Annotated in this window: 19 protein-coding genes; 7 read left to right on the top strand and 12 right to left on the bottom strand. The window is 53.3% G+C overall.

Annotated elements, in window-relative coordinates:
- Positions 1-25: 25 nt before the first annotated feature.
- On the bottom strand, positions 26-1,369 hold the full coding sequence (locus tag JKP81_RS05690) for a VOC family protein (protein WP_200550907.1): 1,344 nt from the start codon (positions 1,367-1,369) through the stop codon (positions 26-28).
- A gap of 301 nt (positions 1,370-1,670) precedes the next feature.
- Between JKP81_RS05690 and JKP81_RS05685 the strand changes: the two genes are divergently transcribed.
- Positions 1,671-2,594 carry a LysR substrate-binding domain-containing protein gene (locus tag JKP81_RS05685; RefSeq protein WP_200550906.1) on the top strand — a complete coding sequence of 308 codons (924 nt, stop codon included), beginning with the start codon at positions 1,671-1,673 and terminating at the stop codon, positions 2,592-2,594.
- A gap of 140 nt (positions 2,595-2,734) precedes the next feature.
- Positions 2,735-5,032: an FdhF/YdeP family oxidoreductase gene (locus JKP81_RS05680; protein WP_200550905.1), complete on the top strand. Its 2,298-nt coding sequence runs from the start codon at positions 2,735-2,737 to the stop codon at positions 5,030-5,032.
- Between the two features lie 69 nt (positions 5,033-5,101).
- On the opposite strand, the gene arsC is transcribed toward JKP81_RS05680, so the two are convergent.
- Complete coding sequence (arsC, locus tag JKP81_RS05675) at positions 5,102-5,530, bottom strand: glutaredoxin-dependent arsenate reductase (protein ID WP_200550904.1); 429 nt, start codon at positions 5,528-5,530, stop codon at positions 5,102-5,104.
- Positions 5,531-5,775: 245 nt separating this feature from the next.
- On the opposite strand from arsC, the gene JKP81_RS05670 reads away from it, so the two are divergent.
- Positions 5,776-6,450 carry a DUF2076 domain-containing protein gene (locus JKP81_RS05670; protein ID WP_200550903.1) on the top strand — a complete coding sequence of 225 codons (675 nt, stop codon included), beginning with the start codon at positions 5,776-5,778 and terminating at the stop codon, positions 6,448-6,450.
- Between the two features lie 173 nt (positions 6,451-6,623).
- Positions 6,624-7,586: a DUF3829 domain-containing protein gene (locus tag JKP81_RS05665; protein WP_200550902.1), complete on the top strand. Its 963-nt coding sequence runs from the start codon at positions 6,624-6,626 to the stop codon at positions 7,584-7,586.
- Positions 7,587-7,640: 54 nt separating this feature from the next.
- Here JKP81_RS05665 and JKP81_RS05660 read toward each other — a convergent pair whose 3' ends face one another.
- The 5 genes from JKP81_RS05660 to JKP81_RS05640 form a co-directional block, all read right to left on the bottom strand.
- Positions 7,641-9,335, bottom strand: a complete 1,695-nt coding sequence (locus JKP81_RS05660) for a methyl-accepting chemotaxis protein (RefSeq protein WP_200550901.1) — start codon at positions 9,333-9,335, stop codon at positions 7,641-7,643.
- 154 nt (positions 9,336-9,489) lie between these two features.
- Entirely contained in the window at positions 9,490-10,608 is a 1,119-nt protein-coding gene (locus JKP81_RS05655; RefSeq protein WP_200550900.1) for an S-(hydroxymethyl)glutathione dehydrogenase/class III alcohol dehydrogenase, read from the bottom strand.
- Positions 10,609-10,640: 32 nt separating this feature from the next.
- The gene (locus tag JKP81_RS05650; protein ID WP_016495945.1) at positions 10,641-10,916 is read right to left on the bottom strand and encodes a metal/formaldehyde-sensitive transcriptional repressor; all 276 of its coding nucleotides are present in this window, start codon (positions 10,914-10,916) and stop codon (positions 10,641-10,643) included.
- A gap of 260 nt (positions 10,917-11,176) precedes the next feature.
- Positions 11,177-11,542 (bottom strand): hypothetical protein, encoded by a 366-nt coding sequence (locus tag JKP81_RS05645; protein WP_200550899.1) that lies wholly within the window; start codon positions 11,540-11,542, stop codon positions 11,177-11,179.
- 705 nt (positions 11,543-12,247) lie between these two features.
- Positions 12,248-12,877, bottom strand: a complete 630-nt coding sequence (locus JKP81_RS05640; RefSeq protein ID WP_200550898.1) for a LysE family translocator — start codon at positions 12,875-12,877, stop codon at positions 12,248-12,250.
- Positions 12,878-13,150: 273 nt separating this feature from the next.
- Between JKP81_RS05640 and JKP81_RS05635 the strand changes: the two genes are divergently transcribed.
- Positions 13,151-13,492, top strand: a complete 342-nt coding sequence (locus JKP81_RS05635) for an anti-adapter protein iraM (RefSeq protein WP_200550897.1) — start codon at positions 13,151-13,153, stop codon at positions 13,490-13,492.
- A 179-nt stretch (positions 13,493-13,671) separates the two neighbouring features.
- On the opposite strand, the gene JKP81_RS05630 is transcribed toward JKP81_RS05635, so the two are convergent.
- Positions 13,672-14,997, bottom strand: a complete 1,326-nt coding sequence (locus JKP81_RS05630) for an MFS transporter (protein ID WP_370568836.1) — start codon at positions 14,995-14,997, stop codon at positions 13,672-13,674.
- Between the two features lie 193 nt (positions 14,998-15,190).
- Positions 15,191-15,721 carry a cytochrome b561 gene (cybB, locus tag JKP81_RS05625; RefSeq protein ID WP_200550896.1) on the bottom strand — a complete coding sequence of 177 codons (531 nt, stop codon included), beginning with the start codon at positions 15,719-15,721 and terminating at the stop codon, positions 15,191-15,193.
- A gap of 190 nt (positions 15,722-15,911) precedes the next feature.
- Between cybB and gap the strand changes: the two genes are divergently transcribed.
- Positions 15,912-16,913: a type I glyceraldehyde-3-phosphate dehydrogenase gene (gene gap / locus JKP81_RS05620; RefSeq protein ID WP_200550895.1), complete on the top strand. Its 1,002-nt coding sequence runs from the start codon at positions 15,912-15,914 to the stop codon at positions 16,911-16,913.
- A gap of 51 nt (positions 16,914-16,964) precedes the next feature.
- On the top strand, positions 16,965-17,891 hold the full coding sequence (locus JKP81_RS05615) for an alpha/beta hydrolase (protein ID WP_200550894.1): 927 nt from the start codon (positions 16,965-16,967) through the stop codon (positions 17,889-17,891).
- A 33-nt stretch (positions 17,892-17,924) separates the two neighbouring features.
- Here the strand turns inward: JKP81_RS05615 and aldA are convergent, their stop codons facing one another.
- The 3 genes from aldA to JKP81_RS05600 form a co-directional block, all read right to left on the bottom strand.
- Complete coding sequence (aldA, locus tag JKP81_RS05610) at positions 17,925-19,364, bottom strand: aldehyde dehydrogenase (protein WP_200550893.1); 1,440 nt, start codon at positions 19,362-19,364, stop codon at positions 17,925-17,927.
- A 200-nt stretch (positions 19,365-19,564) separates the two neighbouring features.
- On the bottom strand, positions 19,565-20,365 hold the full coding sequence (locus JKP81_RS05605; RefSeq protein ID WP_200550892.1) for a YdcF family protein: 801 nt from the start codon (positions 20,363-20,365) through the stop codon (positions 19,565-19,567).
- 262 nt (positions 20,366-20,627) lie between these two features.
- Positions 20,628-21,077 (bottom strand): GNAT family N-acetyltransferase, encoded by a 450-nt coding sequence (locus JKP81_RS05600; RefSeq protein ID WP_200550891.1) that lies wholly within the window; start codon positions 21,075-21,077, stop codon positions 20,628-20,630.
- Between the last annotated feature and the right edge of the window lie 203 nt (positions 21,078-21,280).

Below are 21,280 nucleotides of genomic sequence, written 5' to 3'. Positions count from 1 at the left end.
ACTGATTTCTGGCAGATTACCTGTTTTACAGCAGACCGCAACGCCGTTTGCTGCGCGCTTCGGCTTCCGCATAGAGTGTAAATTCATCGAACACCGGGCAACCCAGCGCCGCCTCAAACTGCGCCTGGCTGGCGTTACCGTGGCTGCGCGACTGGGTTTCGTTGCCTAGGTTAGACTGGAAGATCCCCGCCGCGCTGACCGGTAGAAAATCCTCATAAGTGATGGGTTGCGCCACCACCCAGCCGCGCTCGATCAGCGGTTGTGGATCGTCGCCAGGGCGAATCGCCTGACGGTGCGCTTCACCCGTTGGCGTCAAACGGTAACGAAACCACGCCAGCCCCTGCTTACGCAGTAGCATTTCGCTGTCAGGGAAGGCTTTAAACACTTCCTGCAAATGCAACTGGTGCGTCAGGTTATCTTTGCCGGTTCCGGCGCTGGTTAACAGTTGATCATAGAGTGCGCGCCCTTTCTGCGTTAATGCGACGCCGCGCTGTTCGATTTCGCCGAAACGCGCAGTATGCGTGCCCTGGTGCTCGCCGTTAAACAGCACCGGTTCATCCAGCGCTTTGAAACTGGTCTGGCGCAACAAAATCGGCACATCGCGACGCGGCGGCCCTTCAATCAGGATTTTCGGTTCAATACCGTACTCCGGCATCAACGACTGAACGCGGTCAATATCCAGCGTGCGTGGCGTTAAGTGATTGATATGGCAGCCAGGGAAACAGACCACATCGGCAATCAGGCGGTGCTCATCATGCAACGCCTGATAGGTTTGCGCATCCACCGTTGCATGGCGGTGCCAGCGAAACGTTTCCAGCGCTTCCTCAACAAAGGCTTTAGCTTGCTGCGGGGTAAAACCGCCATTCAGTTCATGCAGTTCGATTAGCTGGCGGCATGCCGGGGTGAATATGTCACGCTTTGCCAGAATGGCGGCGGCTTTATCACGCAGGGTTTCGTTCTCGATAAGCTCCAGGCGCAGCAGCGAGGTAAAAATACGAAACGGGTTACGCGCCAGCGCCGCGTCTTCGATCGGGCGAAAAGCGGTGGAGTGCACCGGAACGCCCGCCTGCGAGAGATCGTAATAGCTGACCGGAAACATCCCCATAATGGCAAACATGCGCCGCAAAGTAGAAAGCTCCTCGGCCGTCCCTACCCGGATGGCGCCATGGCGCTCGACATTAAGCCGCGCTAATTCATCGGCATTGGCCAGTTGTTCATGCAGACGTGGGTTGTTCTCCAGCACCGCCAGATTCACATCCGCAACCAGTTCCAGCAGCGTGCCGTATTGCGGAACTTCCTGCTGATACATGGCTGACATCGCCTGTGAAAATTGTTCCCGAATCTCATCAGCCGTGATGCTGTACGCCATAGTGTAATCCCTCCAGTTGTTCTCTCTGGAGTGTAGAGAAGCCTCTTTGCGTGCGTGATGGGAAATTTACAAAGTGTGATCGTGGCAGAAAACGCGCGTGCGTCGCGCGGTAACGAACATAACGAAAGATTATGGAACACCGCCGCCGAAAACCCTTATCAACATGCTGGTTACGTCACATTGCGGGCAGAATCCGTTTGTAACTCAAAGAGATTAAATGTTAATAATATTTTGCTATCTGGTTATCAAAATTAAACAACTTAACTTGCCAGCGGTTCTGCACGGTTTTTAACATCATCTTATGGAAAAAAACGGTCTGTTTTCACAGCGCATTCGTCTGCGCCATTTGCATACATTCGTAGCTGTCGCTCAACAAGGAACTTTGGGGCGCGCGGCTGAAACCCTTAACTTAAGCCAGCCTGCGCTGTCAAAAACCCTCAACGAACTCGAGCAACTCACCGGTAAGCGCCTGTTTGAACGCGGTCGCATGGGCGCGCAACTCACCCTGGTGGGCGAACAATTTCTTACCCACGCCGTTCGCGTACTGGACGCGGTGAACATTGCCGGGCAGTCGCTGAGCCACAAAACCGAACTGAAAAACGACCTGATCCGCATCGGCGCGCTACCCACCGCTGCGCTGGGGATTTTACCCGCGGTCATCGGTCAACTGCATAAACAGCAGCCGGATATCACCATTCAGGTTGCCACTGCCAATAATCCGATGATCCTCGCCGGGCTGAAATCTGGTGAACTGGATCTCGGTATTGGTCGCATGTCAGACCCGGATTTGATGAGTGGCTTGAGTTACGAGCTGCTTTTTCTCGAGTCGCTAAAACTGGTGGTACGCCCGCGACATCCATTGCTGCAAACCACCGTCACGCTAAGCAAAGTGCTGGAATGGCCGGTGGTGGTATTGCCGGAAGGCACCGTGCCACGGCAAAACACCGAGGATCTGCTCGCCAGTCAGAACTGTACGCTGCCGTCTGGTTGCCTGGAGACGCTTTCCGCGTCGCTATCGCGCCAGCTCACGGTGGAATATGACTACGTGTGGTTTGTCCCTTCCGGTGCGGTAAAAGATGATTTACGGCTGGGTTCGCTGGTAGCGTTGCCAATTCCACCGCCCGGTATTGGCGATCCGATTGGCATCATCACCCGCGTGGATAGCCCCCTGCCACCCGCCGCTCACGCGCTGATTGCGGCGATTCGCAAAACGATGCCGGGTTGATCCCGGTTGGCTTATCTTCTCTTCCGGTTGCGCAACAGGTAAACAACGCGTTAATTGTGTGATAAAAATAAGTTGTTGAGTAAGGGTTGTTGTTACGCAACTTACACTAACGCTGTAACAATCCGCAGCCGGAAGACGAGATGAAATTCAAAACCGCTATTAAACCCTACCACGCTGCTGCCGGTGGTCTGGGCTCGCTGGAAGCGACAACGCGCTTCGTCATTGACAGTAAAAACGCGCTGAAAAATATGCGCAACCTGTTGCGCATGAACAAAGCGCGCGGCTTCGACTGTCCCGGTTGCGCCTGGGGTGATGACAATAAAAGCACCTTCAGTTTTTGTGAAAACGGCGCAAAAGCCGTGACCTGGGAGGCCACGCGCCGCCAGATTGACGCCACTTTTTTTGCGCAACACAGCGTGACGGCGCTTAACCGCCAGAGCGACTATTTTCTCGAATATCAGGGGCGGCTGACGGAACCTCTGCGTTACAACCCGCAAACCGATCACTACGAACCGATTTCCTGGGACGATGCGCTGGAGATGATTGGCAAGCACATTAAGGCGATGGATAACCCCAATCAGCTCGAATTGTATACTTCCGGTCGTGCCAGCAATGAATCGTCCTGGCTTTACCAGCTGTTTGGTCGCATGGTCGGCACCAACAACTTCCCGGACTGCTCCAATATGTGCCACGAAGCGAGCGGCGCGGGGCTGAAACGCAGTATCGGCGTGGGAAAAGGCACCATTCACCTTGCTGATTTCGAGAAAGCGGACGCCATTTTTGTCTTCGGACAAAACCCCGGTACTAATCACCCTCGTATGCTGCATAGCCTGCGCCACGCCGCCGATCGTGGCGCGCGCATAGTTACCTTTAACACCCTGCGTGAACGCGGCCTTGAGCGATTTGCCGATCCGCAAAAACCTCTGGAAGTGGTTACGCCGATGGCGGGTGTGATCAGCTCCTCTTACTATCAGCCCAATCTCGGCGGTGATATGGCGGCGGTACGCGGAATGGCGAAAGCGTTGCTGGAAACGCAGCGCCAGCGGCTGGCTAACGGCGAAGCGAGCATTTTTGACGATGCCTTTATTGCGCAGCACACCCACGGCATTGACGCATGGTTTGCGCAAATCGATGCCACCGACTGGCAGACCATTGAGCAGCAGTCCGGTCTCAACCAGCAACAGTTGCGCGACGCCGCCGCTATCTGGCAGAACGCAAAACGGGTGATTTGTACCTGGGCGATGGGTATTACCCAGCATAAACACTCGCTGGACACGGTACGGGAGATCACCAACCTGCAACTGCTTGGCGGTCATTTGGGCAAACCAGGCGCGGGGTTGTGTCCGGTACGCGGGCACAGCAACGTGCAGGGGAACCGCACGATGGGGATTGACGAAAAACCGCCGGTCGCCCTGCTCGACAGCCTTGCCCGCCATTTCAATTTCGAGCCGCCGCGCGAGCACGGGCATCATACGGTGGAAGCTATTTCGGCAATGTTGCGTAACGAAGTGAAAGTGCTGCTTGCGCTCGGTGGCAACCTGGCCGCTGCCGCGCCGGATACGCCACTGACCTGCGCCGCGCTGCGCCGTTGCGGGCTGACGGTCTACATCAGTACCAAACTGAACCGCAGCCATTTAATGCCGGGTAAACAGTCGCTGATCCTGCCGACGCTTGGCCGTACCGAAGAAGATATGCAGGCAAGCGGGCGTCAGTTCGTGACCGTGGAAGACTCCTTCAGCATGGTGCATGCCTCTGAAGGTATCGGTAAACCGCTGGCGGCGACACAGCGTTCGGAAACGGCGATTGTCGCTGGCATCGCCCATGCCACGCTGGGCAGTGAAAAGGTCGACTGGCTGGCGCTGGCCGGTGATTACAACCTGATCCGCGATCATATCGCCGCCACGATTCCTGGCTTTAACAATTTTAATGCCCGCTGCGAAGAGCCGGGTGGTTTCTGGCTGGGAAATGCCGCCGCAGATTTACGTTTTAATACGCCTTCCGGCAAAGCGGAATTCAGCGTAGCCGCCGTGCCGCTGTCGGTCTGCCCGGAAACGCAAGCGCCGTTTGTCCTGCAGACATTACGCTCGCATGATCAGTACAACACCACCATTTACGGGCTTGATGACCGTTACCGTGGGGTTTATGGGCAGCGCGACGTGCTGTTTATGCACCCGGAAGATATTCGCTCGCTCGGGCTGAATGACGGCGATCGCGTGGATATTGAAACCCAGTCGACTGATGGCGTGCAGCGCCGCGTCGAGGATTTTCGCCTTGTCGCTTATGACATCCCGCGTGGCAACCTGGCGGCCTATTATCCGGAAACGAACCCACTGGTTCCGCTGACGCGTTTTGGCGATGGCACCGGTACGCCAACCTCGAAATCCATTCCTGTCATTATCACGCCGGCAAAAGTACGCGAAACGCTGCGGATTGCCTGATCGCAACGCCCGCGTTCTGCGGGCATTCTCAAAAGCACTTAGTCATTTACTACCCGGTTTACGGATGCATTACGGCGCGATCCGCTTGCCGTTGCGATCAACAACCTGCTCCCCGTCCTCTTTCGTAAACGCACCTTTCTGCGCCTCAGGCAGGATCTCCAGCACCACTTCCGACGGGCGACAAAGGCGCGTACCGCGCGGTGTAACAACAATAGTCCGGTTAATCAAAATGGGATGCTCAAGCATAAAATCGATAAGCTGCGCGTCAGTGAAGCGATCTACTGTCAGCCCAAGTTGTTCGTACGGCTCAACGTTTTTGCGCAACAACTCCCGCACCGAAATGCCCATTGCGCCAATCAGTGTTATCAGTTCATCGCGCGAAGGCGGCGTCTCAAGATAGTGAATCATCGTCGGCTCCACGCCGCTGTTGCGAATAAGCGCCAGCGTGTTGCGCGACGTGCCGCAGTCCGGGTTGTGATAGATCGTAACGTTGCTCATAAATACTCTCACGACAAAGGAAATAAAGCGTAATGCTGAGGACGGCTGTGATCGCCGTAAGCAACGTAATTCATCTGTGTGCAGTAATAAAGAAATGAACGCTCAGTACGTGCGCTCTCTGCATGGCAGATGAATTTTTTGCCCAGCTGCAACCAATGTTAAACAAACATTTCACTCATCGGACACGTATTCATGGCACTGATAAACTCAAGAGTATCTATCACAGCGATCGGAAGGTTATTGCCATGCAATATGAAGAACAGCAGCTTATCAACGGCCTTTTCCAGCGCCTGAAACAGACTGAGCAACAAAACAGTCAGCGCGACGCCGAGGCTGAGCGTCAGATAGCGGAATTTGTGCGTCAGCAACCTGCCGCGCCGTATTATATGGCGCAATCGATCCTGATCCAGGAAGCGGCGCTAAAACAGCTCCAGAGCAAAGTCCAGCAACTGGAAAGCGAACTGGCGGCGCAAAAAAGTAAACTGCAAACCGGCGGTGGCAGTTTCCTCGGCGGCCTGTTTGGTGGCGGGAGAAGCCAGAGTTCGCAGCCGGACAATAGCTGGAGTGCTCCCCCGCAGCCACAGCAGGACTATTCGCGTGCGGCGGCACCTGCGCCACGCGGTAGCGGTTTTATGGCCGGGGCTTTACAAACCGCGGCGGGCGTTGCCGGTGGCGTAGTGTTGGCCGAAATGTTGACCAGCATGTTCCATCAGTCCCGCCCGGAGGAGATCGTGAATATTATTGAAGAACCGTCGACGGCGGCGGGCAATTCGTCGTTTGAAAACGCGCAGAACGACACCTTTAATAATGCTTCCGACACCCGTTTTCTCGATCAGAACGATTCGTTCGGCAATGACTCTTACCAGAACGATGATTTTGATGACAACGATTACAGCAACGATGACGACAGCTTTATTTAACGCTGCACACTCCTGAACCCGGCCCGGTGGCGCTGTCTGCCGGGCAATTTCTCCCCTTTTAAAACCTACCAATTCAGGTGGCATGCCCCTTGCCAGCCGGGCATTGATGCTAACCTGTGCCGCGCTCAGCAATAATGAGTCGTTTTTTTCTTTTTTCGGACAAGGAGAATGGGATGTTCATCGCCAAACCTGTCGCACGCACGCTGGCGGTTGCCGCCTGCCTGCTGGCACTGTCAGCCTGTGACGACAAAACCACCAAAACGCAAGAAGCGCAGCCGTCAGCCGAACAGGCCGAAGTGCTGAAGTACAACGAATATATTGCCGCAGCCAATATGACCTCGGCCAACTTCGGTAAGCAACTTGCTGAATACCAGAAGTACACGCAGCCCGCTTTCGACGGCAAAAAGAAAATGGATGATCTGTTTTTTACTGAACCGCTCTCCATGGGGCGTATTAAAGAACATCTGGATAAAGCGCATAGCATGAAGCCGGATATGCCGGAACTGGACGAACCGGCGCGTCTTTACAGCGAAGCGCTGGCAAAAGCCGAACCGGTAAGCCGTGATATGTACAACTACATCAGCGCAAAAACGTACAAAAGCGACAATGGCGCTCATGGTCGCGAGATCCAGCCCGCGTTGTTGAGCAGCATGCAGATGCTGGTCGTTGCGCAGGCGAATTTCTTTGAAGGTATCGAGGCAAAAGATCGTGCGCGCATTAAAGCGGAATTCGAACGTACGCAAAAAGGCACGCTTGAGCACGCGCAAATGGGGATGGTTTACTACCTGAAAGAGAGCCTGGATGCCGCAGGTGGCGTGCTGGATGGTAAAGGGCTGGGCGATAAGAAGGCGGCATTTAAGGATGCACTCGATAAGTTCAACAGCATGGCTACCGCTTACGATGCCAAAATACGCGAAAGCAACAAAACGGGCTGCTCGAGTCTTCTGTCTAAAGCAAATGATTATCTCTCTACTGGCCGCGACATTATTGAGCGCACCGAAAATGGCGAGTACGAGAAAGATGCCAAACAGCCAAAACAGTTTCAGCTGATGCAATCGCAGCAGACGCAGGACGCGCAATCCCTGCTGCAAAACTACAACAATATGGTCAGCGCCTTAAACACCAACCAGTGTTAAGATTTTGCGCATGAAAAAAGAGGCCTTTCGGCCTCTTTTTTGTTTTCTGATAACTCAGAACGTTTCCCAGTTATCACCCTGCGCCAGCGCCGGGCGCTGTGGCTTGAAGGGTTTGCTGGTCGGCGATGCCGCACTACTCTGACGCTCCGGTGCTGCGCCAGTTAAACGGAACGCACCCACAGCTTCGGTCAGACGCGCCGCCTGCTCTTCCAGCGAGGCTGCCGCCGCAGAGGCTTCTTCTACCAGCGAGGCGTTCTGCTGTGTGACGTTATCCATTTCCGTGATCGCCTGGCTCACCTGGGTGATGCCTTTGCTCTGCTCATCAGAAGCGGCGGCGATCTCCAGCATGATATCGGTCACGCGTTTAACGGCAGTCACAATCTCACCCATGGTTTCACCGGCGGAAACGACTTCTCCGGAACCTTGCTCAATTAAGCTCACAGATTCGCTGATCAGCGCTTCAATCTCTTTCGCCGCCTGCGCACTGCGGCTTGCCAGCGTACGTACTTCGCTTGCCACTACCGCAAAACCACGACCCTGTTCGCCAGCGCGCGCCGCTTCTACCGCAGCGTTAAGCGCCAGGATATTGGTCTGGAACGCGATGCTGTTGATAACCGCTGTGATTTCGGAAATTTTGCGCGAACTGGTGGTGATATTACCCATCGTTTGCACAACGCCAGAAACAATCTGCCCACCTTTGGTCGCTTTGCCGGAGGCATCGCGCGCCAGCCCGCTGGCATGGTGCGCGTTGTCGGCGTTCTGCTTCACGGTAGCGGTTAACTGCTCCATGCTGGCTGCCGTTTCTTCAATGGCCGCAGCCTGTTGCTCGGTACGGGAAGAGAGATCGGTGTTACCGGCGGAGATCTCGCTGGTGCCGCGATAGATCTCTTCCGCGCCCTGACGCACTGTCGCGACCGTTGTGACCAGCGAATGCTGCATCGCTTGCAGATCGCTACTCAAACGACCAATTTCGCTACGCCCGGCAGGCTCATCAGCTACCGTTAAATCCCCGGTCGCGATGCGCGAAATGCGCTGGGCCGCACGTTGCAGTGGGTTAATCACTACGCGGCGCAATACGGTAAAGGTGATGACCGTCAGCACCAGCGCCAATGCAAAGGCCGCAGCCATAAACATCAGCCCAAGCTGGGTGCGGCTGTGCGCCTCTTCGGTTAGGTGCTGCGCACGCGCGGTGCGGATATCAATGGCTTTTAACAAAACTTCGTTATAAGACGCATCCAGTTGGCGCGCCTGCTCACTTTCGTGGTTAATGATCGCTTCAAACATGCCGTTTTTGGCATATTTCAGCATCGGTTGCATGCCCGCGATGTAGGCATTAAAGCGGGTGGTGAGATCGCCATCCAGGGCGAGATCCGCCGGGGTTTTGACCGGGCGTTCCATGTATTGATTAAAGCCGTCCTGCGACTGCTTAATGCGTTTTTCTGCTTCAGCCACGTTGTTTTTCATGTCTTCCATTTCGGCGATGCGACTGGCCGCGCCGGCGTGAATCAGACTGATACGCGCAACGCGTAAGTTGTTTGAACTGTTGGATAATCCCATGCGCACCTGGATTTCCTGTGTGACATCCTGCTGATCGCGATCCGCTTGCATCAGGAAGTAACCCGCCAGACCGGAACTTAATGCAAATAGCATTAAGATGCCGCCGAGAATGGAAGAAAACAGGGGAACCAATCGAATATTGTGCATAAATCCAATGCCTTGTGTTCTTTGCATCGCTGCTTTTTTATCCATGGCTATCGACTCTCATATATGTCTGATACGTACAACAGGAATGATATATAGGCATCGGCAATAATTGGATTATTCTTATGGCGAAAAGCGCGTCAGCGGTCACAGATTTGGAGTTTGGTTGCGCCAGCGGTGACACCGCTGGCGTGAGAGAGGGCTACTTTTCGCCGAAATGGATGACAGTGCGGATAGATTTCCCCTGATGCATCAGCTCAAACGCATCGTTGATCTGCTCCAGTGGCATACGATGAGTAATGAAAGGATCGAGGCGAATTTTGCCCGCCATCGCGTCTTCTACCATGCCTGGCAGCTGTGTACGACCTTTCACACCGCCGAAGGCAGAACCACGCCATACACGCCCCGTTACCAGCTGGAATGGACGGGTGCTGATCTCCTGCCCCGCGCCCGCTACGCCGATGATGACGCTCTCTCCCCAGCCTTTGTGGCAGCACTCAAGCGCGGCACGCATGACGTTCACATTGCCGATGCACTCAAAACTGAAGTCCACGCCGCCGTCCGTCATTTCGACAATCACGTCCTGGATTGGGCGGTCGTGATCTTTCGGGTTAATAAAGTCGGTTGCGCCCATCTCTTTCGCAAGAAGGAATTTATCCGGATTGGTATCGATCGCCAGAATGCGTCCCGCTTTTGCCTGAACTGCGCCCTGGATAGCCGCCAGGCCGATACCGCCAAGGCCAAAGATAGCGACCGTATCGCCCTCTTTGACTTTCGCCGTGTTATGCACCGCGCCAATTCCGGTGGTCACGCCGCAACCCAACAGGCAGACTTTATCCAGCGGCGCTTGTTCGTTAACTTTCGCCAGTGAGATTTCCGCGCAAACGGTGTATTCGCTGAACGTGCTGGTGCCCATGTAGTGATAAATCGGTTCGCCGTTGTAGGAGAAACGGGTTGTGCCGTCCGGCATCAGGCCTTTGCCCTGCGTGGCGCGGACGGCCTGACAGAGGTTGGTTTTCCCCGATTTACAGAACTTACACTCGCCGCACTCTGCCGTGTAGAGCGGAATAACATGGTCGCCCGGTTTCAGGCTGGTCACCCCTTCGCCGACTTCCACAACGATGCCGCCACCTTCATGGCCGAGCACCGCCGGGAACACGCCTTCCGGATCGTCGCCCGAAAGCGTAAATGCATCGGTGTGACAAACGCCGGTGTGCGTGATGCGCACCAGGACTTCACCCTTTTTTGGCGGCGCTACGTCAATGTCGACGATTTTGAGCGGTTGGCCCGGCCCAAAGGCCACAGCTGCACGTGATTTCATAAGTCGTTTCCTTTTTGTGTATGGCTTATTGCTTATTTTAGATAAGAGCGCAGAAGATGACCGACTTCCGCCATGCGCACCGCGCGTTGATCGGCCGTGGTTTCGCCAGTGACCAGCTCATCTTTAAGGTGAATTTCAACCATTTCACCCATCAGGCCATTGGCTGCGCCGCGCACAGCGGCGATTTGCTGCAAAATCGCGATGCAGGGTTCGCCGCTTTCCAGTGCGCGCTCCAGTGCATCAACCTGCCCGCGGATACGGCGTACGCGCGTAAGCACGCGTTTTTTATCTTCTGGTGAATGGGGCATACAACCTCCTTGATACTATAGGGGGGTATGGTAACTTTTATCCTATTACACTGTAAACTTTATCTTTTATAGGGGGATCAGAGAGCTCGCTGTTTAAGCACAACGACACTGCACGCCATAAAAGACTTTTCACCGCCACCGCAGAAAATTCGCCCTGCCCCCGAATATGAAACAGCCGTAATCAGGAATAACCGCTTTTGTCTTTTACCGGCAATAAAAAAGCCCCGGCGAATGCCGGGGCTGGTGATAAAAAAATAGCGTTACCATTTCAAATCTTGTTTTGATGCCTTTTGATTCTCTTTGTACATCATTTCAATAGTCGCGTAGTTACACATATCCAATGCCGAATGGCAGTATGTCTTAATGACGTTATCCATTATTTTTCGGTCGTTCGCTTGTGAGGCCTCTTTGAATGCGCGCAGATTTTCCTGCTCCATCATCCTTAAAGTCGTTTCCTGACACATATTGAGTTTGCTGTTGCAATAATCTTTCTGAACGCGATCTTTAATGTACTTAATAACATCTGCTTTCTGCGCCTCGGAACCATCAAAATCCATAGGATGAATGAATTTTGCGAAAGATAAAGAAGGCAGGAAACAGACCAAAAGCAATAGTGATTTTTTCATAAACATCCTTTTATTATTAATCAGAAACATGTCGTTACATTACATTAAATTAGTGTGTATGGCACTGCCTTTTCTTCGTTGAACCGCCAGGGTACGCCCTACACGTTATCGACTTCCAGCTCGTGAACTGGCTGTTATGGATTGGGCTTATTACCTGCCAATGAGTTTTCATTAATAGCCTGCTACAGGCCCTTCGTTTATCGACCAACGCAGTTCGAAGCATATATAATCCTGTAAATTTGCTTTTATCGCTTGATGGATCCCTCGCAACGCAGATTTCTTGTATTACATTATCGGTGTATGGTCGTGTCGATGTTATGGGAGAGCGTTAATTTGATGCTTGCCGTATACGTTAAAACGCGAGACTGTTTTTTATCAGCCTCGTGGCTGCATTTTGTCAATTACTATATGGAATGCCGCTCAATCGTTTAACCATTACCAGTTTCAGACTGAGCTTATGCAACCTCATACTCGCTGATGTCCACGCCTTATGAAGCCGTTGCCGATCCCATCTCATTTTTGCATTTGTCATTATGTTGTGTGTTTATACATCGATTCTTTTTGCGATCGTTAAATTTATTCTTCGCAGTAAGAAATATTAATTCGCGTTTTAATACAAGCGAATATTGTCAGCCAGCGTTTTGACCGACAATATTTCCTGGTTACCAGTGTATAGCTAACACCTTGCGAAATTTAGCATCGGCATTACTTCACCAGCGATGAATAAATCAGCTTGATCCCCAGAATACTCAGTACCGTGGCCGATGTTCTGTCCACCGCCGTTTTGATGCGCAAATAGACGCGGCGTGGTTTCTCGGCTGAGAGCAGCAACGCCACCAGCGAATACCAGCCCGCATCTATCACAAAGCTCATCAGCGGGATCACATAATAGAAAACCGTTGGAATAGTGGCAGGCAGCAGTGCGGTGAAAATGGACGCGAAAACGATCGCCGTTTTTGGGTTGCTTAACTGAATAAACAAACCATCGCGAAACGTCTTCCATAACCCTTTGGGTGCGTCGTTATGGCTTAAAGAGAGCGTCAATGGCTGCGATGCGCCACGAAAAATCTTCACCGCCATCCAGATAAGATACGCACCCCCTGCTATCTTAAGCGCCATATAGAGTTCTGGCACTGCATTCAGTACCCTTTGCAGTCCCAGCATCGCCATTAGCGCAAAAGTCGCTGCACCAACCCCCATTCCCAGCGAAGTCACTAAACCATGCACACGTGAGTGCGCCAGTGAATTACGCGCAACGTAAATAAAACTCGGACCAGGGCTCATTACACCCATCATCAACACAGCGGCAATCGCAATCAGACTGGACAAAAGCACGGGAAACCTCCTGGCAAGGCGAGAATAAAGTGACGTGACGACTCTAGCAGAGTGAAAACATAATGTATTCACCTGGAAAAGATAAGGATCATTAAAATATATTGTACAAAATCTCGCCATTTGTGTCAGATATCAAAATCCTAAGTAAAATTAATTAAATATATCGCAGTTTAATCAATGGAATATTAAATATGAAATTTAACTTAGGATTGGCATGAATTATTTGATAAGATTTTTCTTAGGTAGGCATTATGCTATTAGCAAGGAGAATTTATGCGCTGGGATATTATGGATATGCTACTTTCCCCAACGACCGGCACGGCGTTTGCCGTCGCCAGGAATAGTGAGCATCTATCGGTTATCGTTTGGTATCGCGGCAACTATTTTTTACGACCAAACAATTACTTACATACTGATGGCGCACGCGTATCCATTGACGGAAAACCACAGGACTTTCGCGTTATTCATACCATGCCCTTTTTCCCTGCTATCTGGCGGACTTTAAAAAATAGTTGTCATTGCCCCGGCAATGATAACGTTTCATTGCGAAATTGTGAAAAGCAGCAGACGTGTTTATTCGAACTTTGTCCCTATGGAATAAAAATGATTTCCTAGGTTAATATCACGTTGATATTTATTCCCTGAGCGGGCAAATAAATAATTCCCTGTTAATGAAAGCAAAAGAAAATTATCGGTTGTTGCGCGCATCAGGTGACCCCTGCTCCGTAACGGCTACGCGCAATGCCCTGTTTCAGATTTACCTAACGGCCCGGAGGAACCCTCCGGGCACAACGTCATCGTTTTAGCGGCTGCCCTGCCGTTTCGCGGGCGCGCAGCACTGTCAGGAAGGTGATAAGCGCCGCGCCCATCACATAGAAGGCAGGCGAGAATTTATCACCGGTGCTGGTAATGAGCCAGGCGGAGAACCACGGGGTGATGCCACCAAAGAAGGCGACAGCAAAGTTATAGGCAATAGACAAACCGCCATAACGCACACTGGTGGGGAAAAGCTCTGCCATTGCGGCGGTACACGCGCCATCAAACGCGGCGATAAACGCCCCCAGCATCACCATCGCCAGTACAGCAGAGAGCACATCGCCGTTCGCCATCACCATCATGGCCGGGTAACTCAGCAGAATAAACCCGGCGCACCCGGCCAGCATTAACGGTTTACGGCCATATTTATCCGACAGATAGCCCATAAACGGTACCAACACCGCCACGGAAAAGAGACCAATCGTGGTGATGGCATAAGCGTTAAGTTTTGAAAAGTGCAACTCGGTGGAGAGATAGCTCGGCATAAAGGTTTGCAGCGTCCAGTGCCCGACCGCTTTGATCACCACAAAACCGACGCAGAACAGCAATGCGCCCCACGCCGTGGTAACCGCTTTACGCAGCGGCGCAGCTTCGGTTTGCCCGTTCTTCATGGCGTCGAGAAATTCTGGAGAATCTTCCAGATGTTTTCGTAAGTACAGCCCGACCCAACCCAGCGGCCCGGCGATCAAAAAGGGAATGCGCCAGCCCCAGTCGCTCATTGTGCTTTCACCGAGCGTTGCCGTCAGCAGAAACACCAGCCCGGAGCCTACAACAAAAGCCATAAAACCAAAGTTATCGATCCAGCAGGTGAAGTAGCCACGGCGCTCCGTGGGGGCATATTCAGCAAGGTAGGTTGTCGCACCCGAGCTTTCGCCGCCGGCTGCAAAACCCTGAACCAGGCGCGTTATCACCAGCAGCACCGTCGCGGTAATACCAATCTGATGATAAGTCGGTAGCAGCCCCATCACGAAGGTGGCTCCGGAGGTGAGCAGGATCACCGTTGCCAGCACTTTTTGTCGCCCTTTTCTGTCGCCCAGCGAGCCGAAAAACAGCCCGCCAAGGGGGCGCATAATGAAGCCCGCGCCAAAGACCGCGAACGACGAAAGCAGTGCCACGCTGGGATCGCCCGCCTGGAAAAACTGCAGGCCGATAATGGCGGCAAGCGTGCCATAAAGGCCAAAGTCAAACCACTCGACAAAATGACCAATGCCGGTGGCGAGCAGCACTTTGCGTAATTTGCGCGATCCGGCAGCGTGTTCTTGTGTTGCCATCCGATCAAGAGACTCCTGTACTGGCTGTGTCATATCCCCTCCGCCCGATAGTGTTTCTATAATAGATATACTATCTACACTGCTTGTACGAATTGCGCACAGTACGGATGGCGTAAAATGTGATTTCCGCCCTGCTTTTCAATGTGGAAAGCCCGACAGGATCACATTTTAGACGCGCAGAAATGAAAAAGCCCCGCAGGATGCGGGGCCAGGTAACGAGGCAAAGTTAGCCGCGTTTTTTTGGCATCATGCGCAACAGCGTGTTGTCTTTAAAATAGTAGTGATGCGCCAGCGCCGCACCGGCATGTAACGCAATGACAAAATAACCGACGTTAGCCAACAGTTCGTGGAACTCTTTCAGTGTATCCACCAAATCATAATTCGCTTCTGCGGCGTACGGCATCGTAATACCGAAAGCAATCCACGGACCACCGCGGTTATACATCATCAGCAGGCCAAGAATTGGCAAGGCAATAAACAGCAGATAAATGACCAGATGTCCAAGGTGCGCCAGCCCGGTCATCATCGCTGACGGTTTCGGCACAATCGGCGGTGTCGGGCTTTTCAGTCGCACCAGCAGACGTGCCACCATCAGTACCAGAATCGAAATGCCGCATGAAACGTGTACGAGATTGAAATAAGGACGATAGCTGCGCGGGAAGAATCCGCGTAGTTCCATGGCGCAATAAGCACCAATAACCAGCAGGAACACCAGCCAGTGAATGGCGATTTGTAATCCGGAATATTTGCTACGCATAAGGAACCCCAAAACGAACGAACCGGCGTTCAACATACCGGGCTTTCCTTAAAAATTCATTAACTTTACTTTTTAACTATTCAGGCACTTACCGCAGTCTGAATGTGATTCATTTGCCCAATAACACCCGCCAGGTTATCACTAAATAAGTACAAAACAGTGATTCATTACATTCTGATGGAGAGGATCTATGAGCAAAATTGGCATTAATGGATTTGGGCGCATTGGGCGCCTGGTGTTACGTCGTCTGCTGGAAACCAACAGCAGCGCGGAGGTGGTAGCGATCAACGATCTGACCTCACCCAAAGTGCTGGCCTATTTGTTAAAGCACGATTCTAACTACGGTCCGTTTGGCTGGAGCGTGGATTTTACCGAAGATGCGCTGATTGTTAATGGCAAAACCATCACGGTATATGCGGAGAAAGAGGCGAAAAATATTCCGTGGCGCAGCGCCGGTGCGGAGATCATCGTTGAGTGTACCGGTTTTTATACATCGAGCGAAAAATCGCAGGCGCACATCGACGCTGGGGCCAAAAAAGTGCTTATTTCCGCCCCGGCAGGCGAGATGAAAACTATCGTCTACAACGTTAACGACGACACGATTAATGCGCAGGACACCATTATTTCTGTGGCTTCCTGCACCACTAACTGTCTCGCGCCGATGGCCAAAGCATTGCAGGATAATTTCGGTATTAAAGTTGGCACCATGACCACCATTCACGCCTACACCGGTACACAGGCTCTGGTCGATGGTCCGCGCGGTAAAGATCTGCGCGCCTCCCGCGCCGCCGCGGAAAACATCATTCCGCACACTACTGGTGCGGCGAAAGCCATCGGTCTGGTGATCCCGGCATTGAGCGGCAAGCTGAAAGGCCACGCGCAGCGCGTACCGGTGAAAACCGGCTCCGTTACTGAGCTGGTTTCAATATTAGAGAAGAAAGTGACGGTCGACGAAATTCATCAGGCACTGAAAAAAGCCACCGAAAATAATGAATCTTTCGGCTATACCGACGATGAGATCGTCTCTTCGGATGTTATTGGCAGCCATTTCGGTTCCGTCTTTGACGCCACCCAAACCGAGATCACCGAAGCTGGCGATCTACAACTGGTCAAAACCGTCTCCTGGTATGACAACGAATACGGTTTTGTCACTCAGCTGGTTCGCGTGCTGGAAAAATATCGCGCACTGTAATCTCTCCATCCACGCCGGGCAATAACCCGGCGTATTCAAACCAGGCAACACATGAGAAATATCAGCCCGGAAGATTTACTCACCCTGATGAACGTGGCAGTACAACACGCCACGACATTCCCCGTCTGGCCGACCGGAGAAGCCCCTGGTGCTGCGGGAAGCCCGGTGCAGTTTCAACTTGAAGAGCATCATACCGGCCCCTCGCTTTTTGACCGCTCCGTCACCGGTGTGCGCGCACCGCACATTACCGTTTACGCGCCACAAAACCCGAACGGTGTCGGCATTCTGGTCACACCAGGCGGCTCTTATCGCCGTGTAGTGCTGGATAAAGAAGGCAGCGCGCTGGCCCCCTGCTTTAACGCCAAAGGTTACACCCTGTTTGTGATGACCTACCGCCTGCCAGGCGATGGGCATGATGAAGGTGCGAACGCGCCGCTGGCCGATGTGCAACGTGCGATACGCGTTATTCGCGCCCGTGCGCAGGAGTGGCGCCTCGACCCCGAACGTATTGGCATTATGGGGTTTTCCGCTGGCGGCCACGCAGCAGCAAGCCTTGGCACGCGCTACCACGAAAATGTCTACCACCCCGTTGATGAGATGGATAAACAAAGCGCCCGCCCGGCGTTTATGGCGCTGGTCTATCCGGTTATTACCATGCACCAGGAGATTGACCATCCGATGTCGCGCCAGCAGTTGATTGGCGATACGCCGAGCGACGAACAGATCCACCGCTACTCCGCAGAGCAAATGGCCGATGAAAACACGCCGCCGACCTTTCTGTTGCATGCGGTCGATGACCCGGCAGTAAAAGTGGAAAACAGCGTGGTAATGTTCACTGCCCTGCGCCGCCTTGGCGTGCCGGTTGAGATGCATCTGTTCGAACAGGGGAAACACGGTTTTGGCATTCGCGATGCGCTGGGTTTACCCGCAGCAATATGGCCGGAACTGATGATGGCGTGGATAGCAACCAAAGTATGAAACGCGCCCCCGCCATCAGCGGGGGCGCGTATATCAGGACTGCAGATAAACCATTTGCGTTTGCAGGTACTCATTCAGGCCGTGGCGTCCATCCGCCCCACCAATGCCCGATTTGCGCCAGCCCGCATGGAAACCCTGCATCGCTTCGAAATTCTCGCGGTTAATATAGGTTTCACCAAACTTCAGCCCCCGCACGGCTTTCATTGCGGTCGTCAGATCGCGGGTATAAACCGACGACGTCAGGCCATAATCGCTGTCGTTGGCCATCGCCAGCGCCTCTTCCAGCGTGTCGAACGCAACCACCGGCAGCACCGGCCCAAACGTCTCTTCATGCATGATGGCCATCTCCTGGCGCACATCAAGCAGCAGCGTCGGCGGGTAAAAATAGCCTTTGCCAGTGACCGCTTTGCCGCCCAGCACCACACGTGCGCCTTCAGATACGGCGCGTTCGACCTTCTCTTCAACGCGTTGCAGAGCTGCCGCATTGATAAGCGGCCCCATCGCAATATCGTTGCGCTGCGCCGGATCGCCAAACTGCACGTCCTTCATGGCTTCGCCAAGTCGGTTGACAAAACGGTCATAAATCCCTTTTTGCACATACACGCGTTCGGCGCAGTTACACACTTGCCCGGTGTTGATGACGCGGGAATCGACAATCGCTTTCACGGCCAGCTCAAGATCCGCATCGTCAAAGACAATCGCTGGCGCTTTGCCGCCCAGTTCCAGGCACACTTTGGTGATGTTTTTCGCCGCTGCCGCCATGATTTTCTCACCCGCACCAACACTGCCAGTCATGCTGACCATCGCCACTTTTGGATTCCCCGCCAGCTCCTGCCCAACGGTTTCCCCGCGTCCGAGCACCAGGTTAAAAACACCTTTTGGTAAACCGACATCATGAACGATTTTCGCAAAGGCGATCGCGTTGTTCGGCGTGAACTCGCTCGGTTTAATCACGATTGTGTTGCCGGTAATTAACGCGGGTGCCATTTTGCGGGCAATCAGGAAGAACGGGAAATTCCACGGCAAAATGCCGGTGGTCACACCCAACGGGCGTTTAAATACAAAGATATTTTCGCCCGGACGATCGCTTTGCAGAATTTCGCCCTCATAGCGCCGCGCCCACTCGGCCATATAGTCGATGTAATCGGCGGTAAAGGAGACTTCCACCTCCGCCAGTTGCTGGATTTTTCCCCCTTCGGCGACAATCAGCGCGCTAATCTCACGCGCGTTTTCACGAATACCCGCCGCGATTTTGCGTAACCAGCCCGCGCGCTCAATAGCGGGCAGCGCTTCCCAGCCTGGCTGCGCCCGCTCGGCGGCGTCAATGGCTTTGCGCGCGTCTTCGGCGGTGCCATCGGGGATACGCGCCAGGATCGCTTCGGTTGCCGGGTTGATGACATCCAACCACATATCGCCTTGCCAGCTAACGAATTGACCATCGATAAACATAGGGTGCTGTACCGGTGCTGTCATGCCTCGCTCCTGTAATAACATTGTTTTTAACAAGTGAATTCGTTGTTAAAAATCTATCTGCGCGCGGCATTATTCCCATAGCCAGGGGCAGCTTTTGTGAGAGAACGCATAAAAGAGGCGCGAAAAAGCAACAAAACAGTGACAAGGACAGCGGAGGAAATGCCCGTTTGCGCCAACGTCTGCGCAAACGGGCATTGAGGTTACAACGCGCGGCTGCCGAGCGCGGCAGTAAGGGTTTTATCTGCCATTAAAACCTGCCAGGCAGCGTCGACTTCCTCAGGAAAATCAACGTGAACGATAAAATCACGGCCGTTTGGCCCGTAGCCATTAGCATCATCCCGCAGGCGTGGCACTTCCCCCAGCAGCAACGATAGATAACGCTCAACCGACCATAAGCCTCGCTGCTGCGGCTGGAATGCGAGACCTTCTGCCGTGTTGGTTAACTGGGGAATAAAACCGGGCCAGCTCAGCCAATGCGGCGCATCGTGACACTGCTTGCTGATGCGGGCAAACGTCGCCATTGTGCGGCGTTGCATGGTGGGATCCTGCACCACCATCACGGTTTTCGGTTTTACCCCCTGCGACATCAGCATATCGATGCTGAACCTGGCGTTCTCGCCGCAGTTAGTGGATTTATCCTCAATAAGGATCTGTTTCGCATCAATCTGCCAGAACCGGCGCGCAATATCGGCCAGGATCGCCGCTTCGCCGCGCCCGGTGGTCCGCACGACGTTGTAACGGGGATGCCGGGCGATAACGGAATAAAGAAACGTGGTGGAGTGCCCGACACCACCGCTTATCAGTAACGGCGTTTGTTGCGCCGCCGCCAGCGCGCAGGCGGCATCGATGGTTGGAATGACAGCATTACCCGCGAGAATGACCACATCAGCCCGCACGGGAGTGGGCTTACCGACAAAATCATTTTGCGCCAGCCACGCGCCCAGCGTATTTGCCGCCGCCAGCGTGCGCTCTGCTACGGTGGGAAAAGTCGTCATCAGCATAGAACCTCCTTCGCTTTAACTTACAGCCTACCGCGTCAACACCCGCAGAACAGGGGATCACTCCGAATCCTGTTCACAGCGGTTCAGGTAAGTTTCTGTAACCTTGTTTGAAACGTGCGCAATAACCAGATGTGCGGGTTGCCGCTGTATCTGCTCTCACTGAAAGTAGCACCAGTGATCCGGCGCTAAGTTGGCAAAAACGGCATACGTTTTATCTGTTGCCGCCCGTGCTAACGACACGCGCATCTTCACCATGAACTAATCACAGCGTTTTCTCGAAACATACCGCTTCCGACCGGCCGATATAGTTGCCGTAGTTTTCACGGATCCGAAAGCCGTTGCGCTGATAGAAATCAACGGCACGCTGGTTGATTTTGCGCGTCTCCAGCCACAGCGCCTGAAATCCGCGTTCCCGTGCATGTTGCTCCAGCGCGCAGAGCAACTGCGCGCCTACGCCACGCGTGCCGGGACCTGCATACATGCGCTTAATTTCGCCGATCCCGGCGGACAATTCCCGAACCGCAACGCAGCCCACCGCCACCGCGTTTTCTTGTGCCAGCAAAAAGAAGCCGCGCTCACCTAAGGCTGAAACGTCAAACGAGGCTCTGCCGCTGCTGCCTGTGAGTTGTTGAAGATAATCAGAAAGCGCGTCCTGAAGTTGCAGGCACGCGGGATCGGTTGCCTGGGTAAGCGTAATGGTTATCGCACTCATTGTGACGTTGTCACCTATAGTTGTTTATTTTTATCAATAAAGCAGATCACTTAACGTCAGTAACCTATATTTTTCTTATGCGCTTGCATTGCCTTTGACGGCACAAGTAGAATCATTAGCCCGCTAACCATTTACATTAACAACCTTTGTTTTTATATGGATAACTGCTGTTTCCGACATCTTTATACGCGCACAACTTACCG

Source organism: Kosakonia sp. LAM2021, from assembly GCF_016620385.1.
In the GTDB taxonomy this organism is placed as follows: domain Bacteria; phylum Pseudomonadota; class Gammaproteobacteria; order Enterobacterales; family Enterobacteriaceae; genus Kosakonia; species Kosakonia sacchari.
This window is presented reverse-complemented; position numbering and strand designations above follow the sequence as displayed.

What these genes read in the sequence shown, in the direction of transcription:
- JKP81_RS05690 (WP_200550907.1), bottom strand. Translation starts at nt 1,369, where the DNA reads ATGGCGTACAGCATCACGGCTGATGAGATTCGGGAACAATTTTCACAG.
- JKP81_RS05685 (WP_200550906.1), top strand. Translation starts at nt 1,671, where the DNA reads ATGGAAAAAAACGGTCTGTTTTCACAGCGCATTCGTCTGCGCCATTTG.
- JKP81_RS05680 (WP_200550905.1), top strand. Translation starts at nt 2,735, where the DNA reads ATGAAATTCAAAACCGCTATTAAACCCTACCACGCTGCTGCCGGTGGT.
- arsC (WP_200550904.1), bottom strand. Translation starts at nt 5,530, where the DNA reads ATGAGCAACGTTACGATCTATCACAACCCGGACTGCGGCACGTCGCGC.
- JKP81_RS05670 (WP_200550903.1), top strand. Translation starts at nt 5,776, where the DNA reads ATGCAATATGAAGAACAGCAGCTTATCAACGGCCTTTTCCAGCGCCTG.
- JKP81_RS05665 (WP_200550902.1), top strand. Translation starts at nt 6,624, where the DNA reads ATGTTCATCGCCAAACCTGTCGCACGCACGCTGGCGGTTGCCGCCTGC.
- JKP81_RS05660 (WP_200550901.1), bottom strand. Translation starts at nt 9,335, where the DNA reads ATGGATAAAAAAGCAGCGATGCAAAGAACACAAGGCATTGGATTTATG.
- JKP81_RS05655 (WP_200550900.1), bottom strand. Translation starts at nt 10,608, where the DNA reads ATGAAATCACGTGCAGCTGTGGCCTTTGGGCCGGGCCAACCGCTCAAA.
- JKP81_RS05650 (WP_016495945.1), bottom strand. Translation starts at nt 10,916, where the DNA reads ATGCCCCATTCACCAGAAGATAAAAAACGCGTGCTTACGCGCGTACGC.
- JKP81_RS05645 (WP_200550899.1), bottom strand. Translation starts at nt 11,542, where the DNA reads ATGAAAAAATCACTATTGCTTTTGGTCTGTTTCCTGCCTTCTTTATCT.
- JKP81_RS05635 (WP_200550897.1), top strand. Translation starts at nt 13,151, where the DNA reads ATGCGCTGGGATATTATGGATATGCTACTTTCCCCAACGACCGGCACG.
- JKP81_RS05630 (WP_370568836.1), bottom strand. Translation starts at nt 14,997, where the DNA reads ATGACACAGCCAGTACAGGAGTCTCTTGATCGGATGGCAACACAAGAA.
- cybB (WP_200550896.1), bottom strand. Translation starts at nt 15,721, where the DNA reads ATGCGTAGCAAATATTCCGGATTACAAATCGCCATTCACTGGCTGGTG.
- gap (WP_200550895.1), top strand. Translation starts at nt 15,912, where the DNA reads ATGAGCAAAATTGGCATTAATGGATTTGGGCGCATTGGGCGCCTGGTG.
- JKP81_RS05615 (WP_200550894.1), top strand. Translation starts at nt 16,965, where the DNA reads ATGAGAAATATCAGCCCGGAAGATTTACTCACCCTGATGAACGTGGCA.
- aldA (WP_200550893.1), bottom strand. Translation starts at nt 19,364, where the DNA reads ATGACAGCACCGGTACAGCACCCTATGTTTATCGATGGTCAATTCGTT.
- JKP81_RS05605 (WP_200550892.1), bottom strand. Translation starts at nt 20,365, where the DNA reads ATGCTGATGACGACTTTTCCCACCGTAGCAGAGCGCACGCTGGCGGCG.
- JKP81_RS05600 (WP_200550891.1), bottom strand. Translation starts at nt 21,077, where the DNA reads ATGAGTGCGATAACCATTACGCTTACCCAGGCAACCGATCCCGCGTGC.